Source organism: Spiroplasma endosymbiont of 'Nebria riversi' (assembly GCF_018831625.1).
GTDB lineage: Bacteria > Bacillota_I > Bacilli_A > Mycoplasmatales > Nriv7 > Nriv7.
The window spans coordinates 43,341-65,228 of the sequence record NZ_CP065193.1; the positions used below are offsets into that span (position 1 = coordinate 43,341).

General features: G+C 25.3%; 24 protein-coding genes and 4 pseudogenes. 11 read left to right on the plus strand and 17 right to left on the minus strand.

Annotation, left to right across the window (positions count from 1 at the left end):
* Position 1 precedes the first annotated feature (1 nt).
* Positions 2-1,112, minus strand: a pseudogene (locus tag I5Q57_RS00480) (IS3 family transposase).
* A 333-nt stretch (positions 1,113-1,445) separates the two neighbouring features.
* Between I5Q57_RS00480 and I5Q57_RS00485 the strand changes: the two are divergent.
* Positions 1,446-3,002, plus strand: a complete 1,557-nt coding sequence (locus I5Q57_RS00485; protein ID WP_215826304.1) for a hypothetical protein — start codon at positions 1,446-1,448, stop codon at positions 3,000-3,002.
* A 62-nt stretch (positions 3,003-3,064) separates the two neighbouring features.
* Here I5Q57_RS00485 and I5Q57_RS00490 read toward each other — a convergent pair whose 3' ends face one another.
* On the minus strand, positions 3,065-4,840 hold the full coding sequence (locus I5Q57_RS00490) for a ribonuclease J (RefSeq protein ID WP_215826305.1): 1,776 nt from the start codon (positions 4,838-4,840) through the stop codon (positions 3,065-3,067).
* Positions 4,841-4,999: 159 nt separating this feature from the next.
* On the minus strand, positions 5,000-5,578 hold the full coding sequence (gene def / locus I5Q57_RS00495; protein ID WP_215826306.1) for a peptide deformylase: 579 nt from the start codon (positions 5,576-5,578) through the stop codon (positions 5,000-5,002).
* Positions 5,579-5,660: 82 nt separating this feature from the next.
* On the opposite strand from def, the gene rsmD reads away from it, so the two are divergent.
* The 7 genes from rsmD to I5Q57_RS00530 all read left to right on the plus strand — a co-directional run bounded on the left by rsmD (position 5,661) and on the right by I5Q57_RS00530 (position 10,853).
* Positions 5,661-6,230 (plus strand): 16S rRNA (guanine(966)-N(2))-methyltransferase RsmD, encoded by a 570-nt coding sequence (gene rsmD / locus I5Q57_RS00500; protein ID WP_215826307.1) that lies wholly within the window; start codon positions 5,661-5,663, stop codon positions 6,228-6,230.
* Between the two features lie 9 nt (positions 6,231-6,239).
* Positions 6,240-6,821 carry a guanylate kinase gene (gmk, locus tag I5Q57_RS00505; protein ID WP_215826308.1) on the plus strand — a complete coding sequence of 194 codons (582 nt, stop codon included), beginning with the start codon at positions 6,240-6,242 and terminating at the stop codon, positions 6,819-6,821.
* 86 nt (positions 6,822-6,907) lie between these two features.
* Positions 6,908-7,639, plus strand: coding sequence for a protein phosphatase 2C domain-containing protein (locus I5Q57_RS00510; RefSeq protein WP_215826309.1), 732 nt, complete (start codon positions 6,908-6,910; stop codon positions 7,637-7,639).
* 13 nt (positions 7,640-7,652) lie between these two features.
* On the plus strand, positions 7,653-8,681 hold the full coding sequence (locus I5Q57_RS00515) for a protein kinase domain-containing protein (RefSeq protein ID WP_215826310.1): 1,029 nt from the start codon (positions 7,653-7,655) through the stop codon (positions 8,679-8,681).
* Positions 8,669-9,556 carry a ribosome small subunit-dependent GTPase A gene (rsgA, locus tag I5Q57_RS00520; RefSeq protein ID WP_215826311.1) on the plus strand — a complete coding sequence of 296 codons (888 nt, stop codon included), beginning with the start codon at positions 8,669-8,671 and terminating at the stop codon, positions 9,554-9,556. Before I5Q57_RS00515 ends, rsgA begins: the two co-directional genes overlap by 13 nt.
* Before the next feature lie 3 nt (positions 9,557-9,559).
* Positions 9,560-10,228, plus strand: a complete 669-nt coding sequence (rpe, locus tag I5Q57_RS00525) for a ribulose-phosphate 3-epimerase (protein ID WP_215826312.1) — start codon at positions 9,560-9,562, stop codon at positions 10,226-10,228.
* The gene (locus I5Q57_RS00530; RefSeq protein WP_215826313.1) at positions 10,221-10,853 is read left to right on the plus strand and encodes a motility associated factor glycosyltransferase family protein; all 633 of its coding nucleotides are present in this window, start codon (positions 10,221-10,223) and stop codon (positions 10,851-10,853) included. The genes rpe and I5Q57_RS00530 overlap by 8 nt, the downstream gene beginning before the upstream one ends.
* A gap of 255 nt (positions 10,854-11,108) precedes the next feature.
* Here I5Q57_RS00530 and I5Q57_RS00535 read toward each other — a convergent pair.
* From I5Q57_RS00535 to I5Q57_RS00545, 3 genes and pseudogenes are all read right to left on the minus strand, one after another.
* Positions 11,109-12,220: pseudogene (locus I5Q57_RS00535) on the minus strand (IS3 family transposase).
* Positions 12,221-12,543: 323 nt separating this feature from the next.
* Positions 12,544-12,774, minus strand: coding sequence for a hypothetical protein (locus I5Q57_RS00540; RefSeq protein ID WP_215826314.1), 231 nt, complete (start codon positions 12,772-12,774; stop codon positions 12,544-12,546).
* A gap of 2 nt (positions 12,775-12,776) precedes the next feature.
* Positions 12,777-13,103, minus strand: a complete 327-nt coding sequence (locus I5Q57_RS00545) for a hypothetical protein (RefSeq protein ID WP_215826315.1) — start codon at positions 13,101-13,103, stop codon at positions 12,777-12,779.
* A 609-nt stretch (positions 13,104-13,712) separates the two neighbouring features.
* Here I5Q57_RS00545 and rpmB point away from each other — a divergent pair.
* Positions 13,713-13,901, plus strand: a complete 189-nt coding sequence (gene rpmB / locus I5Q57_RS00550) for a 50S ribosomal protein L28 (RefSeq protein ID WP_215826316.1) — start codon at positions 13,713-13,715, stop codon at positions 13,899-13,901.
* A gap of 144 nt (positions 13,902-14,045) precedes the next feature.
* On the opposite strand, the gene I5Q57_RS00555 is transcribed toward rpmB, so the two are convergent.
* The 5 genes and pseudogenes from I5Q57_RS00555 to I5Q57_RS00570 form a co-directional block, all read right to left on the minus strand.
* A complete protein-coding gene (locus I5Q57_RS00555; protein WP_246534700.1) occupies positions 14,046-14,702 on the minus strand; it encodes a transposase in 657 nt (218 codons plus the stop codon).
* Between the two features lie 102 nt (positions 14,703-14,804).
* A pseudogene (locus I5Q57_RS09805) lies at positions 14,805-14,918 on the minus strand (hypothetical protein); the annotation flags it as partial.
* Positions 14,872-15,027: a hypothetical protein gene (locus I5Q57_RS00560; RefSeq protein WP_215826317.1), complete on the minus strand. Its 156-nt coding sequence runs from the start codon at positions 15,025-15,027 to the stop codon at positions 14,872-14,874. The pseudogene I5Q57_RS09805 and the gene I5Q57_RS00560, both read right to left, overlap by 47 nt.
* 181 nt (positions 15,028-15,208) lie before the next feature.
* The gene (locus I5Q57_RS00565; RefSeq protein WP_215826318.1) at positions 15,209-15,829 is read right to left on the minus strand and encodes a hypothetical protein; all 621 of its coding nucleotides are present in this window, start codon (positions 15,827-15,829) and stop codon (positions 15,209-15,211) included.
* A pseudogene (locus tag I5Q57_RS00570) lies at positions 15,814-16,074 on the minus strand (IS3 family transposase); the annotation flags it as partial. The pseudogene I5Q57_RS00570 and the gene I5Q57_RS00565, both read right to left, overlap by 16 nt.
* Before the next feature lie 434 nt (positions 16,075-16,508).
* On the opposite strand from I5Q57_RS00570, the gene I5Q57_RS00575 reads away from it, so the two are divergent.
* A complete protein-coding gene (locus I5Q57_RS00575; protein ID WP_215826319.1) occupies positions 16,509-16,844 on the plus strand; it encodes a hypothetical protein in 336 nt (111 codons plus the stop codon).
* 352 nt (positions 16,845-17,196) lie between these two features.
* Positions 17,197-17,649: a hypothetical protein gene (locus I5Q57_RS00580; RefSeq protein ID WP_215826320.1), complete on the plus strand. Its 453-nt coding sequence runs from the start codon at positions 17,197-17,199 to the stop codon at positions 17,647-17,649.
* Positions 17,650-18,084: 435 nt separating this feature from the next.
* Here I5Q57_RS00580 and I5Q57_RS00585 read toward each other — a convergent pair whose 3' ends face one another.
* The 6 genes from I5Q57_RS00585 to I5Q57_RS00610 form a co-directional block, all read right to left on the minus strand.
* The gene (locus I5Q57_RS00585) at positions 18,085-18,513 is read right to left on the minus strand and encodes a hypothetical protein (RefSeq protein ID WP_215826321.1); all 429 of its coding nucleotides are present in this window, start codon (positions 18,511-18,513) and stop codon (positions 18,085-18,087) included.
* A gap of 44 nt (positions 18,514-18,557) precedes the next feature.
* On the minus strand, positions 18,558-19,616 hold the full coding sequence (locus I5Q57_RS00590) for a hypothetical protein (protein ID WP_215826322.1): 1,059 nt from the start codon (positions 19,614-19,616) through the stop codon (positions 18,558-18,560).
* A gap of 247 nt (positions 19,617-19,863) precedes the next feature.
* Positions 19,864-20,748 (minus strand): hypothetical protein, encoded by an 885-nt coding sequence (locus I5Q57_RS00595; RefSeq protein ID WP_215826323.1) that lies wholly within the window; start codon positions 20,746-20,748, stop codon positions 19,864-19,866.
* Between the two features lie 265 nt (positions 20,749-21,013).
* On the minus strand, positions 21,014-21,406 hold the full coding sequence (locus tag I5Q57_RS00600; protein WP_215826324.1) for a hypothetical protein: 393 nt from the start codon (positions 21,404-21,406) through the stop codon (positions 21,014-21,016).
* An 84-nt stretch (positions 21,407-21,490) separates the two neighbouring features.
* Positions 21,491-21,634, minus strand: a complete 144-nt coding sequence (locus I5Q57_RS00605) for a hypothetical protein (protein ID WP_215825981.1) — start codon at positions 21,632-21,634, stop codon at positions 21,491-21,493.
* A gap of 3 nt (positions 21,635-21,637) precedes the next feature.
* A complete protein-coding gene (locus I5Q57_RS00610; protein WP_215826325.1) occupies positions 21,638-21,886 on the minus strand; it encodes a hypothetical protein in 249 nt (82 codons plus the stop codon).
* Between the last annotated feature and the right edge of the window lie 2 nt (positions 21,887-21,888).

The window sequence follows — 21,888 nt, forward strand, 5'->3', positions numbered from 1 at the left end:
TTTATGTAGACTGTCATTTTCTAAATTCAACAGGCGTTAAATAATTTAAACTGCCATGTATTCTACGATTATTGTATCAATTAACAAAATCAAATAATTCGCATTTTAATTGTGTTAAATTTTCAAATTTTTTACCCTTGATAAATTCCGTTTTAAAAGTTTTGTAAGTTGTTTCAACCACAGCATTGTCATAAGGACGACCCTTCGCACTCAATGATCTTTTAAATATTAAAGGTTATTAAAATTTCATCAATGATTTTATTTTTAAACTCATTACCTCGATCAGTATGAAATAAAGTTATTTTATTTAATGGTCGTGTTATTTTATGAAAAGCTTGTTGAACTAGTTCAGCGGTTTTGTTTGGTCCGGCACTATAGCCAATTATTTCTCGATTAAACAAGTCAATTAATAAACAAATATAATGTCATTTTCCTCCAACTTGCACATATGTTAAATCACTAACAACAACTTCATTAGGTTTTTTGTTATTAAATTGACGATTTAAAACATTACTAATTTGGTCATTATTAACCATTGTTTTATGATTATGATATTTTAATTCGGTGTATTTTAGAAACCAAATTATTTTTTATCATAAGGAATCTGATTTTTTGACGTGATAAGATCATATCTTTTCTCATTAAAAAAGCTTTAATTTTACGAACACCATAAATTTTACGACTTTTATTAAATGTACTGATAACTTCTTCTTCATAATTATTAACATCATACTTAAAACAATTATTGGTTTGATAATAATATTGTGACGTTGCTATTTTTAATATTTGACACATTTTTAGCACGGAATATTTTTCTTTATTATTGTTAATAATTCCTATTTTTTGCCAATTATCAGTGCTGCTTGCTTTAAAATGTCATTTTCCATTCGTAATTGTTGGTTTTCTTTTCGCAAGTAAATTAATTCATTTTCTTCGACAGTGCGATTATCTTGCACTTTAAATGATCCAAAATTATTAAAATTTTCAATTCACTGATATACGGCTGATTTTGAAATTCCGTATTCTTTAATAATTTCAACAATGCTTTTTCCGTTTTGATAAAGCATGACAATTTGTTTTTTAAATTCATTTGAATATGAGTTTTTCCCCATTTTTATCTTCCTACTTTCTTAATAATTTTATTTTATTTGAAATTCCACATAAATATGGTCCAACTTATTGTAACCTATCCAAAAAATGATCAAGAATATGAACACATTAGAAAAATTACTCTTATAAAAACTATAATTGCGGGTAGTGATTCATTGTTTATATTTACATTTTAAAGAAAGTCCCTTATTAAAAAAAGAAGGTACTTTTTTGTGAAGGAATTAATTTCTAATATGATAAATATTGAAATAAAATGAAAATAAAATATAATTAAGAATATAATATATAGAATTAGAGAATATTATAAATTAATAAAAGAGTAGAAAGGTGGTAAGATGAGAAATATCTTAAAATATTTGATAACAATGTTGTCAACTGCTATTCCTGTTTTAAGTGTAGTTACTTGTAGTAAAAATAATGATGATACATCTGAAAGTTCTGAAGAAAAAGTTATAGTAGATCCCATTGTTCAGGCCAAAAATTTAATTAATGAAGAAATATTGGATAAACATCGAGAAAAAATTTATACTGCTAATAGTTTAGGGTTAAATGATTCCCAAATTAGAAGTACTATGACTCCATTAGTTAGTCAAGCACAAGATGGAAATTCCGCTGTGCATTTGGAAAATAACGAGAAAATTAGTGAACAGATTTTGCGAATATTGCAAAATGATTTAATTGGTTCTATTAACAGGAAACTTAGAGACAAGATGATTTATTTTGCAAATATAAGTAATCCGACAAGTTTTACTAGAGATAAGTCTAGATTTATAGTAACAAAAGTATCTTTTGACCAAATGATTAGAGTTCTTGGCGATTTAAAAAATAGGCAATCAGATAATTTAAATAGTCAATCTGATGATAGTAATAATTATTATGTTTATAAACTACAATTATCAATTGAACTTGATTTGGTTTTAAAGCAAGGTCAAACCACCCATAATATTTATCTTGATATTTATTTAACACAGGATAAAACTGCTTTTGCGAATAAGATTTCTGAGTTAACGGCGTTAGTACGAGAACATATCAAAGCGAATGTTACCTTTGACTTAGAAAAGTTGAAATTTCAAGCTTTAAGTGAAACAAATATAAAAAAGCAAATCTTAAACCAAATTAATAGTAATAATGAAGAAAAATTAAGTATTTCTAATACGGGTTTAAAAAGAAATCTATTAATAAATTCTTTAAATTCAACAACAAATTCTAAGGAATATTTGGAATTTTTGAAAATTTCTGATGGTGTAGGAATAAATACTAAAATAAGTGATTTTATTACTAAAGATAAAGAATTTCAGAAATATAATTCTGATTTTGTTAGCGCACCGGATAATAAAGAAATTTTCTTGGGAAGTTTTGATTTTACTTTTTGAAATTCTACTTATTTTGAATTACCATTGCAGAGAATTGAATTAAAAGATAATAGAATTACAGTTTCTAAAGGAGCATTTGCGACACAATTATTGAATATTAGTGAGGTTCTGAGGTATTATTTTTCAAAAGTTTTTTCTGAAAAGAGTAAATTTCGAGGTAATAATCGCGATTCTGTATATCTGATAGTTCCTTTACCTGTATGAAAAAAATATATGAGCTTAACTAATGGTGCTGATGAGATTAAGGTTTTTAATATAGGCAAAAAAATGTATAAGATTTTTCAAGATACAATTGAAGAGCATAATAAAAAATTATTGCAAGAAAGGGGCTTTGAGGGTTCTATCTTTATATCTTTGACTGATAAAACTAAAATACTTGTTACTTGGAATGCCAAGCAAGCAATAGGTGCTTATCGAGGATATTCGGGGTTAAGTAGTGTTTCTGCTCAATTAGAAGTTGGTTTTTTTACTTTAAATATTATCAAAAATGCTGATTTTTGATATGGTTTAGCAATTTAATGTACAGACAATAATAATATAATATAAAAAAATTTACTTAAGTAAACCTTAAGTAAATTTTTTTATATTTTGTTTAAAATTACAGGAATTATTAAAGGGTTTCTTCGTTTTATTTTTGAAATATAAGGACTTAGGGTTTCTTTAATTTCTTTTTTGATTGCTCCAAAAGTAGGGTGTTTACTAGCTAATACCTTTTTGATTGCCTTTGTTACAATGTTAATTGATTCAGCAATAAGACCACTGGAATCTTTAACATAAAATGAGCCACGAGAGATAATTGTTGGATTACATAGTAATTCATTAGTCTGACTATTAATGGAAACAACAACAGCAATTAAACCATCATTAGCAAGAATTTGGCGATCACGAGTTATTCTTGTTGTTAAACCAGAAGTATCTTTACCGTCAACATAAATTGCACTAGCTTCAATTCTTTTTCCAAGAATAGCTTTACCTTTGTAAAGATTAATTTGGTCACCATTGGCACAAATAAAGATATTTTCTTTAGCAACCCCAACGCTTTCTGCAGTTTGTCCGTGCGCTTTTAACATACGATAATCACCGTGCATTGGCATAAAGTATGTTGGTTTAATTAAGGTTAGCATTAGTTTTTGTTCTTCTTGTGAAGCGTGTCCTGATGTATGTAAAGAATTAAATGAGGAATTTTCTAAGACATTAGCCCCTAACCGTGATAAGCGATTAACAACCATTTCAACATTAGCTTGATTTCCGGGGATAGGACTAGAAGAAAAGATAACGGTATCACCAGGAATAATAGAAATTGCTTTATGAGTTCCAGTTGAAATCCGTGAAAGTGCTGCCATTGGTTCTCCTTGGGAACCTGTACAAATAATTAAAATTTCATCTTTATGATATTGATCAGTTTCGTGAGGTTTAATAAATTGTTTGTCAGAAATCTTTAAATGCCCCATTTCACGAATAATTTTAATAATTCGTTCTAAACTGCGACCAAAAATTAAAATTTTACGATTATATTTTTGTGCTACTTCAATAATTTGTTGAATCCGGTGGACATTAGAAGCAAAAGTAGAAATTAAGATTCGTCCTTTAGCTTTTAAAAAGTAATCACTAATATTTTTAATAATTTTTGTTTCGGTCATTGTATAACCTTCAATTTCAGAATTAGTTGAGTCTGATAAAAATAAGGTAACACCCGTTTGCCCCATTTTTGTCATTTCTTCTAAATCTGCTTTATGACCTAATGGTGTTCAATCAAATTTATAATCACCAGTGGTAACGACTTTACCATTAGGAGTATTAATAGCAATGCCGAAAGCATCAGGAATTGAATGATTAACAGCAAAATATTTCAGTTGAAAGTTTTTTAGCAGACCTTTCATTTTATTTTGATCTTCATTGCTACCATCAATTTCAATAATTTTGGTTTTTTGACCAATATTAAACTCTTTTAATCGTTCACGAATTAAGGCAGCTGCTAGTCTTGGTGCATAAATAAAAGGAATATCAATTTCTTTTAAAAGATAAGGAATACCACCAATATGGTCCTCATGGCCGTGAGTAATAAATATTACTTTTACTTTTTTAGCATTTTCTTTTAAATATGTATAGTCAGGAATAATCGCATCAATTCCTAATAATATTCCTTCGGGAAATTTAACACCAGCGTCAATGATAATGATTTCATCATCATGTTCAATACAATAAGTATTTTTACCAACTTCTTCTAAGCCGCCAAGGGCAAATACTTTAGTATTTCTAATATCATCAATAATAATTTCATTATTTTTGTTAGATGTTTGATTTTCATTGAAGATTTCAATTTTGGTATTTGTTTTATTTTTTTGATTTGTTGTCATGAATTTTTACACCTCACTCATTATTAAATGAAAGGTTTACTTAAAATTTTAAAAAATCATTTTTGCAAAATTTTTTTGTAAACATTCTATTTGTGGTTGCCTTTAAATTTAGGCAATTTTAGTTTATTTATTTCTCAGTTGAAATATTTAGTACTTCGCTTATAAGTATAACCAATTGTCATTATTTTTTCAAGGTTCATTTTTATCAATTAGGTCATAGTATAAAATACCTTCTAAATGTTTTTGTTCGTGTTGAAGAACAATTGCTTCATAGCCACGAGCAGTAATCGTAATATTTTTTTTCTTTAAATAATCATAACCAGTAACAATAATTTTAAAATAACGCGGAACAAACCCTTCATGGTAATTATCAACGCTTAAACAACCTTCGCCACTTTTTAAAGCAATAATTTGTTCACTATGAGCTGTAATTTTAGAATTAATTAAGGCATGTTGAATGATAGTTTTTTTATTATTTTTATCAATTTGTTCAATATGAATGTAATACATTTGATTATTACAACCAATTTGGGGGGCCGCTAATCCCACAGCAGGAATTAGTTTTAGTGATGCGTTTAATATTTCATTTTGGGAAGTAATAACAAAATCAATTAGTTTTTGCATTATTAATTCATCGTTTTTTGATATTGGAAATAATACAGGTTGACATTTTTCGCGTAATTTAATGTTATTATCTTTAACTAATCATTCATTACTAGGATTGTTGTCTTGGTACATAATTTACTCCTTATTTTGCTTATTTTTATAGATTATAGCATAAGTTTTTAGTATAATTAATATATTATTTATAGGTGAGAAAATGAAAATTATTGCAGGAAAGTATTATAAAAAAAATCTTATTAGTCAACAAAGTACAACAACAAGACCAATTTTAAGTAGAGTTAGAGAGAATCTTTTTAATGTTTTAAATAATTATTTTTATTATGAAAATAAAGTGGCATTAGATCTTTTTGCCGGTAGTGGTAGTATTGGTCTTGAAGCATTATCAAGAAACATTAGTTATTGTTATTTTAATGATTATGATTCGCAGGCATTAGAATATTTAAAAAAAAATATTGTTAATTTAAAAGTTGCCGATCATAATTATATGATTACTAACTTATCATATTTGGTATGTTTAAAGTTTTTAGTTAATAAAAATATTAAAATTGATTTAGTTTTTATTAATCCACCGTATAAAGAAATTAGTTATTATTATGAAACAATAAAGTATTTATTGACACAAAATATTGTTAATAACTATGGTATTATTATCTTTGAATCTAATGTGGCATTAGATATTAATTATGAGCATTTAGAATTATTAACAATGAAGAAATATGGTATAACATTCTTATATTTTTATCGCTACACTATGGAACGGAAGTAATATGTTAAAATGGATAAAAAAATGGGATTATTAATTATTCTTTCTGGACCTAGCGGGGTTGGTAAAGGAACAATTAGAGAAGAATTATTTAAAGACCAGAATTTAAATTTAGTTTATTCTATTTCAATGACAACAAGAAAACCAAGAAGTAATGAATTAAATGAAAAGGATTATTTTTTTGTTAATGAAAATGTTTTTCAAGAGAAAATTGCTAATAATGAGTTATTAGAATATGCTAAATTTGTTGATAATTATTATGGGACACCAGAAAAATATGTTGATAAATTATTATCACAAGGTAAAAATGTTGTTTTGGAAATTGAGGTTCAAGGAGCGTTACAAGTATTAGCAAAAAGACCAGATGCGATATCGTTTTTTGTTTTACCTCCTAGTTTTGAAGAATTAACTAGAAGAATTATTGCACGTCGAAGTGAGCCAGAAGATATTGTTCAGAAGCGATTATTAAAAGCTAAAGGGGAAATGAATATTACTAGTAAATATAAATATGTTATTGTTAATGATAATTTACAACAAACTGTTTCAGAAATTAAAACTATTATTATGAATGAAATTAATGCTAATAAAAATTAAAAATCTAAGGAAAAATCCTTCCTTAGATTTTTCCTTACTAATTTACGATATAATTATATTATTAGGAAAGTAACGGGTGACTTGATATGAAAGTTAGCTTCCATTTTAATAGCGATATTGGTCAGTTTCGTGCTAATAATCAAGATGCAGTTCAATTTGTAAAAAATGAATATGGCCAATATTTTGGTATTGTTTGTGATGGTTTAGGGGGACATAATGGCGGTGAAACTGCTAGTTGAATGGCTGTTAATTTATATGTTAGCTTATTTGTTAAAACTGACTTTAGTAATTTTGGTGATTATGAAGTTAATAACTGACTTCGGCAGGCAACAATGTTTGTGCAAGAATCAATGATTAATTATGTTAAAGAATATCCGCAGTTAACTGATATGGGAACTACTGTTTCTTTAATATTAATAACCAATAACAAAGCTTATTTATTAAATATTGGTGATTCGCGGATTTATGAGTATTATCAAGAGAATTTTCGGCAATTAACAACTGACCATAATGTTCTTAATATGTTACATAATAATAAAACTAATGCTAATATTGAAAAAACATTTTGGAAAGCACTAACTAGTGCTTTAGGACCAGATAAGAAATTGCAAATTGATACTTTCTTAGTTAGTAATATTAAAGGCATAACTTTTATGCTAACTACTGATGGATTGCATGATTATTTAGAAAATTATGAAATAATTGATATTTTACAGAGTAATAATAAGTTGTCACAAAAAGCTAAGAGTCTAGTTTATTTAGCATTGGATAATGTTTCAACTGATAATTTAACAATTCTTATTGTTGAGATTAAATAAGGAGTTATGACGGATGCAAATAGAAAATGGTATTATTTTACAACAACGATATCAAATAATTAATAAAATTGCTAGTGGTGGGATGGCAGATGTTTATCGGGCTAATGATAGTTTTTTAAATCGGATTGTAGCGATTAAGATTTTAAATCAACAAGCAGCTAATAATTCACAAGTTTTAAAGAAATTTTATAAAGAAGTGGAAGCAACAACGAGAATTCGCCACGATAATGTTGTTGAAGTTTATGATGTTTTTGAACAAGATAACCGCTGATGTATTGTTTTAGAATTAGTTGAAGGTTATACATTAAAAGATCAATTACTACGAACCGGACCATTATCAATTAAAGAATGTTTACAGATTTTTCAAAGCATTTTAGATGGTGTCGCTGTTGCCCATCAAGGAAATATTGTTCATCGTGATTTAAAACCAGAAAATATTTTAATATCTTTTGATGGTAAAATTAAAGTATCTGATTTTGGAATTGCAATTATTACTGATGATGATAAGACAACAACAACTAAAATTGTGGGAACAGCAAAATATATATCGCCAGAAACTGTCCAGTCATTACAAATTGATCATCGTAGTGATATTTACTCATTAGGAATTGTGTTATTTGAATTATTAACTGGTTCTTGTCCTTTCAATGGTCAAAATCCAACATTAGTAGCGGTAAAGCAAGTTAGAGAACCATTGCCGAGCGCAAGAAGGATTAATCCAAATATTTCACAAGCATTGGAGAACATTATTATTAAATCAACGGCTAAAAATTGTGAGGAAAGATATCAAAGTATTAAGGCGGTAAGTCAAGATATTAAAGCATTACAAGATATTAGTAATGCTAAAATAAAACCTTTAAAATTGAAAAATTGCATTGTTTTAACACGCGATAACCGAAAGCAAAAGATATTTATTAAAAATCGTGAGCAATTAATGTCATATTTTTTAACTCCTAAGTTTCTAATGATGATCGCTATTATTACTAGTTTTATTTTTCTTGTTTTCTTATTATTGGTATTTTATAGTATATGATTGGTTTAGTCATTCGCGTTATTAGTGAGTTTTGTAATGTTATTATCAATAATGAAATTTATCATTGTCAAGCAAGAGGAGTTTTAAGATTATCTAATCAAAAAATTCTTGTTGGTGATGTTGTAACTATTGAAGTTATTAATGAACAAAAAAAGCAAGCAACAATTATTGAAATTCACCCCCGAAAAAATCAATTAATGCGACCAGCAGTAAGCAACATTGATCAAGTTATTATTGTTAGTGCTTTAAAACAACCTAATTTTAGTAATTTTTTACTTAATAAGTACTTAATATGAGTTGAAGCCCACAGTTTGGCAGTAGTTTTAGTTTTTACTAAAGCCGACTTGTTATTATCTGGTGATAAGGTTTATGATTATATTTATAGTTATAAAAAATTAGGTTATGAATGTTTAACTTTATCGATTAATCAGCCAAGTAATCAATGAGAAAAGTTAAAGGAAGTTACAACTGATAAGATTTCAATTTTAAGTGGCCAAACGGGGGTCGGGAAGTCTTCAATTTTAAATATGTTAGATCCACAACTTAAAATTAGAACGCAAGAAATATCTAAGGCTTTAAATCGTGGTAAACATACGACAACTTATAATGAATTAATAATTATGGCAAATAATATTAGAATTATTGATTCACCAGGATTTTCATCATTTTCGTTGAATGATATATCATTATCAGAAATAGCGGGTTCATTCCGGTTCTTTAAAAAATTTCTTGTTAATTGTCATTATCGGCGATGCCGACATTGAAAAGAACCAAAATGTGGTGTTAAACAAGCATTAATTAATAAAGATATTCCTCAATTTATTTATGATGATTATATTAAAGTTTTAGAACAAAAACAATTACAAGAAAAAGGAAGGTACTAAATAATGAAAAAACTTATTATTGCTGCTAGTATTTTAAATGCTAATTATTTGTGTTTAAAAAAGCAATTACAACAGTTACAAGAAGCAAATATTGATTGAATCCATTATGATGTTATGGATGGTAATTTTGTTAATAATTTAAGTTTTGGAGCTAAAATATTACAAGATATTACTAAATATTTTGATATTTTTATTGATTGTCATTTGATGGTAAAAGTTAATTGTAATATGACAACATATTTAATTCCATATATTGAAGCTAAAGCTAGTAGTATTACGATGCATTATGAAGCATTAACACCAGAGCAAATAAAAGAATTCATTAGTTTTTGTCAAGATAATAAAATTAAAAAGGTTTTAGCTTTAAATCCAACAACACCAATTGAAGTATTAGAGCCATATTTAGAACAATTAGATGCCGTTCTTTTAATGAGCGTGGTCCCTGGTAAAGGCGGACAAAAATTTATAATGGCATCGTTAGATAAGATTAAAAATTTAAAAACCAAAATTGTTATTAATAACTATCATTGTTTAATTCAAGTTGATGGGGGTATTAATACTGATATTGCTAAATTATGTCAAAAGCAAGGGGCTGATATTGTTGTTGTTGGGAGTTATTTAATGCAACATTCACATATGAAACAGGCAGTTAAGGAATTAAAAAATGATTAAGCAAAATTGTTTTGTTATTGTTTGTCAAAATATTAATATTGATTTATCAAAGTGAAAAGATTGTCAATTTATTGCTGTTGAACAAGGAGCCATAAAGCTAATTAACGAGAATTATCCGATTGTTTTAGCTTGTGCTGATTTTGACCACACTAGTAAGGAACAGTTAGAAATAATAAAAAAGCATGTTAAAAATATTGAAATATTACCGCAAGATAAAGATATTTTAGATAGCGAATATGCTATTAAAAAAGCGATTGCAATGCAGGCTACTAGCATTAAACTAATAGTTAGTGGTTATCGTTGAGGAATGATTTATGCTTTAATTAATTTATTAATTAAATATCAAAAATATGATTTAAGAATTTATAATACTAATAATATTTTACAATTAGTTAATAAAACAATGACATTTGCAACTAATGAGTATGAAGATTGTTATTTTGACTTTTTACCTTTAGTTGATACAACATTATCATTAATTAATTTTAAATATCCTTTAAAAGATAATTATCTTTTAAAAGCCTATGATAATTATTTTATTAGTAATGAATTGTTAACTAATGGTGAAGCTAAAATTAAAGTCATAGGTGGTTATGGAATATTAACAATTAGTAAGAAAGTGTAATAAATACTTCTATTTATTAAGTAATAACTAATGCTTTTGTATTGTTTAAAACATTTATAAATTATTAAAATCATAGTTTAAAACCCAGTTAAAAACTGGTTTTTTTAATGTGTTTTATTTTGTATAAAGAATTATTTATACATTAAAAATCGCAATATATTTTTTAAAAAATTAAAAATCGACTTCTTTTTTATGTTATTTTATTAGTGTTTGTTTTTATAAAGAATGGTATGGCAACCCTTTTTTGGACACTTTTTATGTAGACTGTCATTTTCTAAATTCAATAGGCGTTAAATAATTTAAACTGCCATGTATTCTAAGATTATTGTATCAATTAACAAAATCAAATAATTCGCATTTTAATTGTGTTAAATTTTCAAATTTTTTACCCTTGATAAATTCCGTTTTAAAAGTTTTGTAAGTTGTTTCGGCCACCACAGCATTGTCATAAGGACAACCCTTCGCACTCAATGATCTTTTAATATTAAAGGTTATTAAAATTTCATCAATGATTTTATTTTTGAACTCATTACCACGATCATTATGAAATAAAGTTATTTTATTTAATGGTCGTGTTATTTTATGAAAAGCTTGTTGAACTAGTTCAGCGGTTTTGTTTGGTCTGGCACGGCAGTATAGCAAATTATTTCTCGATTAAACAAGTCAATTAATAAACAAATATAATGTCATTCTCCTCCAACTTGCAAATATGTTAAATCACTAATAACAACTTCATTAGGTTTTTTGTTATTAAATTGACGATTTAAAACATTACTAATTTGGTCATTATTAACCATTGTTTTATGATTACGATATTTTAATTTGGTGTATTTAGAAACCAAATTATTTTTGATCATAAGGAATCTGATTTTTCGACGTGATAAGATAATATCTTTTCTCATTAAAACAGCTTTAATTTTACGACTTTTATTAAATGCACTGATAACTTCTTCTTCATAATTATTAACATCATACTTAACACAATTATTAGTTTGATAATAATATGTTGATTTTGCTATTTTTAATATTTGACACATTTTTAGCACGGAATATTTTTCTTTATTATTGTTAATAATTATTGTTAATAATTCCTATTTTTTGCCAATTATTAGTGCTGCTTGCTTTAAAATGTCATTTTTCATTCGTAATTGTTGGTTTTCTTTTCGCAAGTAAATTAATTCATTTTTTTCGACAGTGCAATTATCTTGCACTTTAAATGACCCAAAATTATTAAAATTTTCAATTCACTAATATACGGCTGATTTTGAAATTCAGTATTATTTAATAATTTCAACAATGCTTTTTCCGTTTTGATAAAGCATGACAATTTGTTTTTTAAATTCATTTGAATATGAGTTTTTCCCCATTATTATCTTCCTACTTTCTTAATAATTTTATTTTATTTGAAAGTCCACATAAATATGGTCCAACTTATTGTAACCCATCCAATAATAAAAAAATATAAATAGAACTTAAATATTCAAAGGATAAAAAACGGAAAAATATATTAATTTTTTTAAAAGAAATAATTATTCAACAAATAAAATCAAAACATATAGATCAATATTAAATTTATATAAAAATGAAATTGATGACATTAGAAATATAAAAAAAAAGATAAAAACTTATTTTGATTCGCCAAATACTGCTTGAACGCATTATAATGTTTTATGTTCATATTTTATGTTTGCTAATGATAAAAGATTAAAATCTTTACGAGATTTGAAGTTGCCATACCATTAACTCATTCTTCAAAGCGAGCAATAAATACTTTTTCGTCTTTTGTGAAATTACCAGTATTATTTTTAATGACATTTTTATATTTAATTCGCATTTTTATTTTGGCATAAATTTTATAAGCAAAATATGCCAATAGCATTATGCAAATGATAATAAATATTATTCCAATCGCAATATTCATTTTTAAACTCCTTTAAAATAGTTATAATTTATATCTTTTTTATTGTTTTCTTTTTCGGCAATGAAAAAACCTAATAATTCTTGTCCCTTAATTAATTTTGTTTCTTGCTCTTGTTGATTAATTGAAATTACTTGATATTTACTATCTTTTATTATTCCAATGCAAATTGAATTTTCGTATTTTCCTTTATAAAAAAATCGCTTTGGAAACCAAATACCGATTTGTTCATTAAATCAAGGAATTTTTGGCGCTTTAATAAGCATTGCGTTTTGTGTTTCTTTTAAAAGATATTTTTTAGTATTTAAGAAAATGTTTTCAATGTTTTTCATAATAAATTACCTTTCTTATAGATAAACTAAGTTATATTAACTAAGTTATATTAACTAAGTTATATTAACTAAGTTAACTAACTTAGTTTTTTAAACACTTATATATCGCAGATTTAAGTGTTTAAAAAGCTTTGTTAGTAAATTTTGTTTTTTTAATTAGATAAAGATTTTAATAATTTTAAACTTAGAATACCTCTATATAGAAATTTCTACACTTTAATGTCTGCATCATACCCTTGGAACTAATTTAATAGCGTATATATTTTTAGGAAGTCCACCCATTCATTTTTTTATTGCAAAATGAAACAAATTGCTATAGCTAATAGGGTGTTATCTATTAACTGGTAAACTTCTTTTGGTTGTGGCGACCACCCACAATTTATCGTGCTTTAATACATACCAACATTATTAATTCACTTATATTTAATTTTCAAAGAACAAACTTTTAACACCTTATAAAATAAAAAGACAATCATTGTTGACTGTCTTAATACTTATTCAAACCTTTATCCGCCTAACAAAACTTTATGCGTTCTTTTAATTGTTGAAAAGCTCAATAAGTATGATATTATTATTGTTGTGATATTTATTTTATAAAGGAGAACTAAAATGTCAAGAAAATGTGAAATAACTGGTAAAAGTGTTCTGTCTGGTAATAAGCGTTCTCATGCCATGAATGCATCAAGAAGAAAATGAAATGTTAATTTACAAACTGTAAAAGTGGAAATTGATGGCCAAGTAAAAAAAGTTAAAATGTCAACTCGTGCTTTAAGAACATTAAAACGCAAAAGAATTTAATTCTATATAAAGTATAAAAAAAAGATAACTAAGTTATCTTTTTTTTTTAATTTTGTCGAAAACTCTTGATAAAATAAAAAAAAATCATCAACTTGATAATTTTAAAAGGCTTTTATGTAAAATTACTATTTTTACTTTAATTTTTTATACATTAAAATATAATACCGCTGTTTGTTGATTTGGAGTTAAACCCTTATGTTGGTATTTTCATTTTCAGAGATTTAAATAGTTTTGAATATTAGTAAAACCTAAACCATGATAATGAATTAAGTCTTCTTTAAGACTAGATTGTAATTTACTGATTTTATTTAAGTTACAATAACTAGCTTCAGGATTAATTGTTGTTTTAGTTACACATAAAGTAGAATTTGTTTGTTTTGCTACTAAAAAATATAATTTTTGCATATCAGAAGTAATAATTGAATTTTGGTTAATTAATTCTTTGTTCATATTTTCAATAACTCATTGTTTTTGTAAACGTTTGGTGTTTGTGGATTTAACATAAATATTGTTATTATTATCAACTGTCATTTGAATACAGCATTTATTATTAGTTGCGAATGGGTCAAGGTGAATTCTTCGTGGATCAGTTTTATGTTTGAAATTTCCTTTATGAATTTCTTTAATAAATGTTTCATCGATTTGGATTTTACCAGATAATTTTTTAAATTTTAATTGGGTATTTTCTAATTGTTTTGATTTCATTAATTTTTGACGATTATATCAAGCAGTTTTTAATGTAGTTTTAATAAAACGAGAAATTGTTTTACTAGATTGCCTCAGCAATGAAATTTGAATCAATAAATTTCATTGTTCATAATTTAAATGACTTCAATAAATAAAATGATTACGAGAAGCATCAAAGCTTGCACGGCAATTTTTACATAAATATTTTTGTTTTCCTTCTGAATTATGTCCATTTTTAACACAATGGTAAGATTCACATTTAGGGCATTTAATACCTTGTGCTCTAAATTTTTGATCAATTTCATTTAAACGTTTTTGTTTTTTTATTAATTCTGCTTGTTGTTTGACTTTTTCATAAAATTATAAAAATTGATCATCTGTTAAAGTATTTACTAGTTCTTGAATTATTTTTTCCATAATTATTATCCACCTCTATCATATTAAAAATATACCTAAAATTAAGTATATTCAATAAATATCAAGAGTTTTCTACAAAATTAAAAAAATAAATCAACATTTCAAAAATTACAAGAGTTTTTAAAAAATTAAAACCGCATAAAACTTTATTAAGTATATAAAAATTTAAATTTATAATAATAGCAAAATATTTTTATCAGAATTTAATTTTTTAATTCAATCGTTGAAACTAGTGCATAAGTATTATTTTCATGCACAGCACCATAATAATCCGCATTAACCCAAATTTTTAAATTTAAATCAGCAAAACCATCATTTATTTTTAAAATATTAAATTCTAATGTTATTGTTCCATTTTGATGAGCTCAACCTGTTTTTGAACCATGAGGTTCATATTTTCAATAAGTAATCACTTGATCATTTTCTTCTTTTTTATCCAAAAATATTTCTACTGATCGATAGGTGGATGAATAATCATTCCATTCAAAAGAACCTTTTAATAAGATAAAATTTAAATTTTTTTTAATATCTTGTCATTTAAAATTATAGTCTTCTGTACTTCCTAAATTGGAAAAAACATGTTCAGTTTTATCTCCATTTATCCCAACTGAAGCACGAATATTAATATTTGTATCTATAACTATCATATTTTGATTAATTTCATTTGTATCAATATTATAAGTTTGTTGTTTTTGTTTATTTATTGGAACATTGCCAACAATACCCAACATTCCGCTTCCCTGCTCTGCTATTGTTATTGTTCCTAAGATTCCTAATAATGGTATGGCAGCCCTTTTTTGGACACTTTTTATGTAGACTGTCATTTTATAAATTCAACAGGCGTTAAATAATTTAAACTGCCCTGTATTCTAAGATTATTGTATCAATTAACAAAATCAAATAATTCGCATTTTAATTGTGTTAAATTTTCAAATTTTTTACCCTTGATAAATTCCGTTTTAAAAGTTTTGTAAGTTGTTTCAGCCACAGCGTTGTTATAAGGACACCCCCTATTGCTTAATGATCTTTTAATTTTAAAAGTGCTTAAAATTTCATCAATAATTTTATTTTATTTGAAAATCCACATAAATATGGTCCAACTTATTGCAACCTATCCATATTTTCATATTAATTAAATTCCTTTCGTTAATTTTTACTAACTAATAAAATTTACCAAATAATCAACAGCCTTTCTCCAAAAAATTAATCTGTAATCTTTTTACCTCGGAATTTAATTATAAATTATTTTTAAAAATTTCTTGCGTCATTTTATAACTTATCATCCCTTTTTTAAAAAACTGCTTGTGCTTGTCATAAGTCTGTGGTTTTTTACATAAAACAGGAAAATCTTATTTTATTAGTAATACACCTGGTGATTATGGTGCTAGAAAAATTATTAAAATATCAGGATTTATTAATTCTATATCTGTTTATCAAAATGATATTTCTGATAGCGTAAAAGCTAATAGTCTTTATTTTGCAACAGATGATGGCCTTTATTTTATGCATGATGATAATTCATGAAAACCACATAAAATAAATGGTATAAATGAAGCAGTTAGTTCTATTATAATTGAACAAAAAAGTGGTGATGCATTTGCAATAACTAAAACTAAAATGCTTTTAAATATTATTATTCAAATAAATAATTTAAGATTTAATAACATTATTAATGATGAAATTATTTTAAATGAATTAAATTATTTAAATCCTGATTTAGATATATCACAATTAGAAATTATTAATAAAACAGATACATCAGCTACAATTAAAGCAAAGGACAATGGTAAATATTTTGGTGAAGTTACTGTTAATTATAAAATTAAAAATAAAGATTAAATAAAAGATATTAATTTAAATGAATTAATTAAAAGAGCAGTATTTTTTTAAGTTTCGTGATGAAAGCCCTAATTTAAAATTTAAAGAAATAAAATATATTGATATTAATAATTTAAATTTTTCAAATACTGAAATAACAAAACAAGAAAATTAATTTTCATGATCTAATGTTCATAAACATGTTTGTTCTGATTGAGAAATTATGAATTAATCTTCAAATACAAGATCATTTAATGTACCTGCTTATGAATATAATTCGAAATCAAAATTAGTATTTCAAATTACAACAGGATTAACTAAAACAAAACAAGAAAATAAATTAAATGGTTGAAACATAAATTCTGATGATGAAATGAAATTAACAGATTTTACAAATATAAATAATAAAAATTCTGAAATCATTAATGTATTATCAAATGAATTTGATTTATCAAACAAAAATAAACAAGAACAAGAAATAATTTTAAGTATTTTTAAGGAACCCGCTGATAAATTTGAACTTAATCCTAATGAAAAATTAAAAATTACTTATCCAGTAAGAATAATTGAATCTGAAATTATATTAAATTTAAAACAAAAAATTACAGGAAATATTACTGCCAAAATAATTGATGACAACAATAAAGAACAAATAGTTACATTATCAATTACAGAAGTAATGCAAATTTTAAAAAAATATAGTTTATTACCCAATGAAATTACTATAGATAAAAACAATGATAAAATAACATTTAACGGTGAAGCATTTTTTTCATCAGAAAGAGAAGGGCCGGTAAGAACAAATACAGTTACTACTATAGTATAAGATTTTATAAAAACGATATTAGCTATTTAGAAAAATAACTTTAATTGAAACAAGCACAACAAGTTTAAATTTCTTGTAAAAATAAAAAATATTCAAACCAGTAATTTTAATTAATTACTGGTTTTTATTTTATTAAAATATAAAAAATGAAAAAGTTGCTTAGTTGTTTAAAGGTGTTGTTATCGTAAAAAGCCATCTTTCTTGGAAAGAAAGAAATGAGGCTGTCCAATTAACTGTGTCTCTAAGTAATTAACTTAAATTCACTCTGACTCTGCTCTGTCCTCAAATTTTATCATTAAATGTGAGATTGTGCTTGTGCTATCCCAATTTTGAATTTAGTTATTACGGATTTTCAATTTCAATTTCAAAATTATTTGTTTTATTTAATCTATAATTGTTAGTATTACCATGTTCAAAAGTTAGTAATTCTGTTCCTTATGCTTTAATTTTTATTGTTTTATTGGGTATTTTAATCATTCAGGTATAAAAATTTAAACCCGAAGTATCTATTTTTGTTCCATAAGTATTTGTTATTTTTTGAAAGTATTTTTGTTTAATTCTGTTATTTACAAGCTCTGCATTAAACTCTAAACTAAAAATTTTTACATTTTTTAAATTTGATAATTGTTTATCTATATTTGCTTTTATATTATCTTCTGTTGTTATCTCAACTTTTAAAAGGTCATGGTCTTGCCTTTCCGTTAAAAATCTTATTTTTTCTAAGTTTCTGATTTCAAAATCATAAACTTTGTTTTCGTTATCTTTATTTTTTTGTTCTACTACTGATTTATTTTCTTTTTTAGAACAGCCAACTATTGGTAATATTGTTAATGTTGAAAGAGCTATTATATTTAAAATTTTCATTATTTTAACTCCTTTATTACTTTATTTTTTCAATTATATATATATTATACGAAAATCCTTAATATCATTAGAAAAATGGCAAAACCGATTAAAAATTGAAAGGTATAGTAAAAAGCTGGTACCGTTTTAAAAATTGGAAAAATGGCGGTTGAAAAGTTAACTGTTGCTTTTGCAATGATTGCTAACGGGCGTAAAATTGTAATGATTTGTGACGCTGTAAGCATTCAGTTTAGCATTTTAATACCAGCATTTTGAATGGTAGGACCAGTATCATTAAATGTTGGTATTCATCGTCCGGAATATTTGCAATTTGGCGGTGGAATTAGGTCATCCCATTCTGAATTGGTGGAACCATCAGGGATAAATGCCGTTGAATTAAGCACATTAAAGTCATAAATTTTAAAATTATATTTAGAAGTATTATCTTTGTGATAAAGTGGAAAAGTTAAGGTAAAAATATTAATACCATAACAAATATCAATGTCGGTGTTAAGATAATTAATATTATTATCAGTGTTGCTGGCTGACAATTTAATCATTTTATTGTCATAAGATTTAAGAACATTAAAATCAATTTGATAAATGCTATTGTTGTTTTTAATGGCATTATAATTATCTTGGTGCGTTTTTTTGTCAAAAGTAAAAAAATAACTTCTTAGTAGTAATTCTGAATTACCAGTAACATTGATTAAATATTTTTTTGGATAAAAGGTAATTAACGAGCGGTAAAAGAAACCAATTTGAATAAAGTGGTTCTTTTTATAGTTATCTACGCCTTTAAAATCGATTTTGGTATGAGTTTTTTCATCCATATCAAAAGTAGCATAAAATAAACTGGCAAAGAAGTTACCAAGGATTTCATAGATTTCGTCAAAAACATTTTTGTAATCGCTGTTGTTAATGCTAGGAATGTTGTTTTTAAAATAAAGGTAAATGTCATTTCGTAATTCAGGGTCGTATCTCAAAAAACTAAATTTAACATTAAGATAATTTAAGGTACCAAAAAGATACTTAATTAGGTAATAATCGTTAGCATTTGCAGTGTCATATTTTCAGATTTCACTTTCACCGTGTAGTAATTTGTAAATAATTATTTCCAGCAATTAGGGTTTTGTTAAAAGCTTTAATTTTAAGGACATTATCCTTGGTATCCTCTTGTTTCGGAATGACCATTTTAATCGTATTTGTTCCTTGCAATTGTGTACTTTGTTTCAATTGCAATAAATTTAACGGTAAATGTTCTGTCGGCGACATTGTCTGTTGTTAAATTAAAAGTAGCCCTATCATCTAAGTAATTGTTGTCGTTATCTTTAATTTCTGTATTATAGTCGATGCCTTCAATTGCATTATTTACACCAGCAAGATTGTTGATTGTTTCATTAAGTCTTTTTTTAATTTTTTTATAACTTCAATTTTGGTTGCATTTGTAGGGTCGATTATTTCTGAGTTTGGTAAAATAGTTGAATTTTTTTGATAAAAATAGCTTTCATTTTTAAAACCATAATTTTTAATCGTAAATTCTTTGTAATAACCTTTTTCTAAAGTATCAATGAAATTAAATATTGCTGTTCAATAGAGATAAGAGTAATTAAATTTATCAAAATCACCACGATGAATCATTAAATAGTCAAGATTATCAATAACATCGTCGTATTTATGGTTACCGTCAAAATTAGTGGTTGTTGCTGGTAAGTTAATGTCGGTACTATCTTTTTTAATTTCAATTTCAAAATTATTTGTTTTATTTAATCTATAATTGTTAGTATTACCATGTTCAAAAGTTAGTAATTCTGTTCCTTGTGCTTTAATTCTTATTGTTTTATTGGGTATTTTAATCATTCAGGTATAAAAATTTAAACCCGAAGTATCTATTTTTGTTCCATAAGTATTTGTTATTTTTTGAAAGTCTTTTTGTTTAATTCTGTTATTTACAAGCTCTGCATTAAACTCTAAACTAAAAATTTTTACATTTTTTAAATTTGATAATTGTTTATCTATATTTGCTTTTATATTATCTTCTGTTGTTATCTCAACTTTTAAAAGGTCGTGGTCTTGCCTTTCCGTTAAAAATCTTATTTTTTCTAAGTTTCTGATTTCAAAATCATAAACTTTATTGTTTTGTCTTTTATTTCTAATTAGTGATTGTACTATTGTTTTGTCATTGTTAATGTTTTGGGGAATGGTAAAAATGTTATTGAAACCAATAATTAAAACGGTAAATATTTTCATAAACATTTTTACCACTCCTTTTTAAAATATTTTATTTTTCGTTGTTCTTTTAGTTTTGATTTTTTTAATAAGTCACTCAATGCTACAGTTTATAACTACCGATATTGTAATGCATATATCTAAATATACTAGTATCATAAGTGAAATTAATGCTTCAAATTTTTCATATAATAATTTCAAATCATTAATTTCCAATTTTAAAAATGGGATGAAAAAGATAGTAATCATAAAAATGTAAGGTAAAATTTTCCATCAATATTTTTTTAAAGAATTAATGAGTTTTTTTGATTTCATTTTTTAAGGCTCTTTTTGCTTTAATTTTCTGAATAATAAAGCGGACTAATTTTTCAAATTTAATTGCAAAATATATTGCTCCGCCTCATCAAAAAACAAATATTCCTGCCAGCATAATATCGCTATTGAACTTGCCGAAGAAATCAACCATCTGTTTATTCATAAAATTATTAAATTCGTTACTTGTTCCAGTTATTCATTTAGTATCGATTGCTGTTAATGCACAAATTAATAAGCTTATAAAGATGAAAATGATACTTAATGATACTTTTAACCACTGCTTTTTAAAAGAATTTTTAATTTTTAATCTTAATGGTGTTTTTTCTTTTGAATTATCTTTTTTGAATAATTTTCCTAAAAGTTTTTTCATTTTAATTTTCCTTTCGTGTTTAAAAATTTTTAATTTTTCATTTTTAATTATTAATTCTGATATTTGATTAACATGAATAATATTTTACTTTTCTAGTTTTAAAATTTCTTTATTTTTTTCCATTATTATGTATTTAAGATTATTAACACTATCTTCTAATATGACATTAGCAATTTTTAATTTGTTATTTTCTATTTCTAATTCTTGGTTTTTAGTTCGTTTTTCCATTTTTTACCTATCTTTAATCACAATAAATAAAGCAATAAGTACACAAGTTAAACCAAGAATGTTAAAAATTGGGTGTTGTGAAAATGTTCGGGCCATTGGTTTAAAAAGTTCTAAAATTGTTAAATTGCTAGTAATAAAATTTTTAAAATTGGCAAGACCCTCGCTAATATAGTTCGTTAAAGTTTCAAAATGACTACTAGCTAAAAGTCCAAGAACAGCTATTAAGATAAAAATAATAATTAGTTTAAACATTT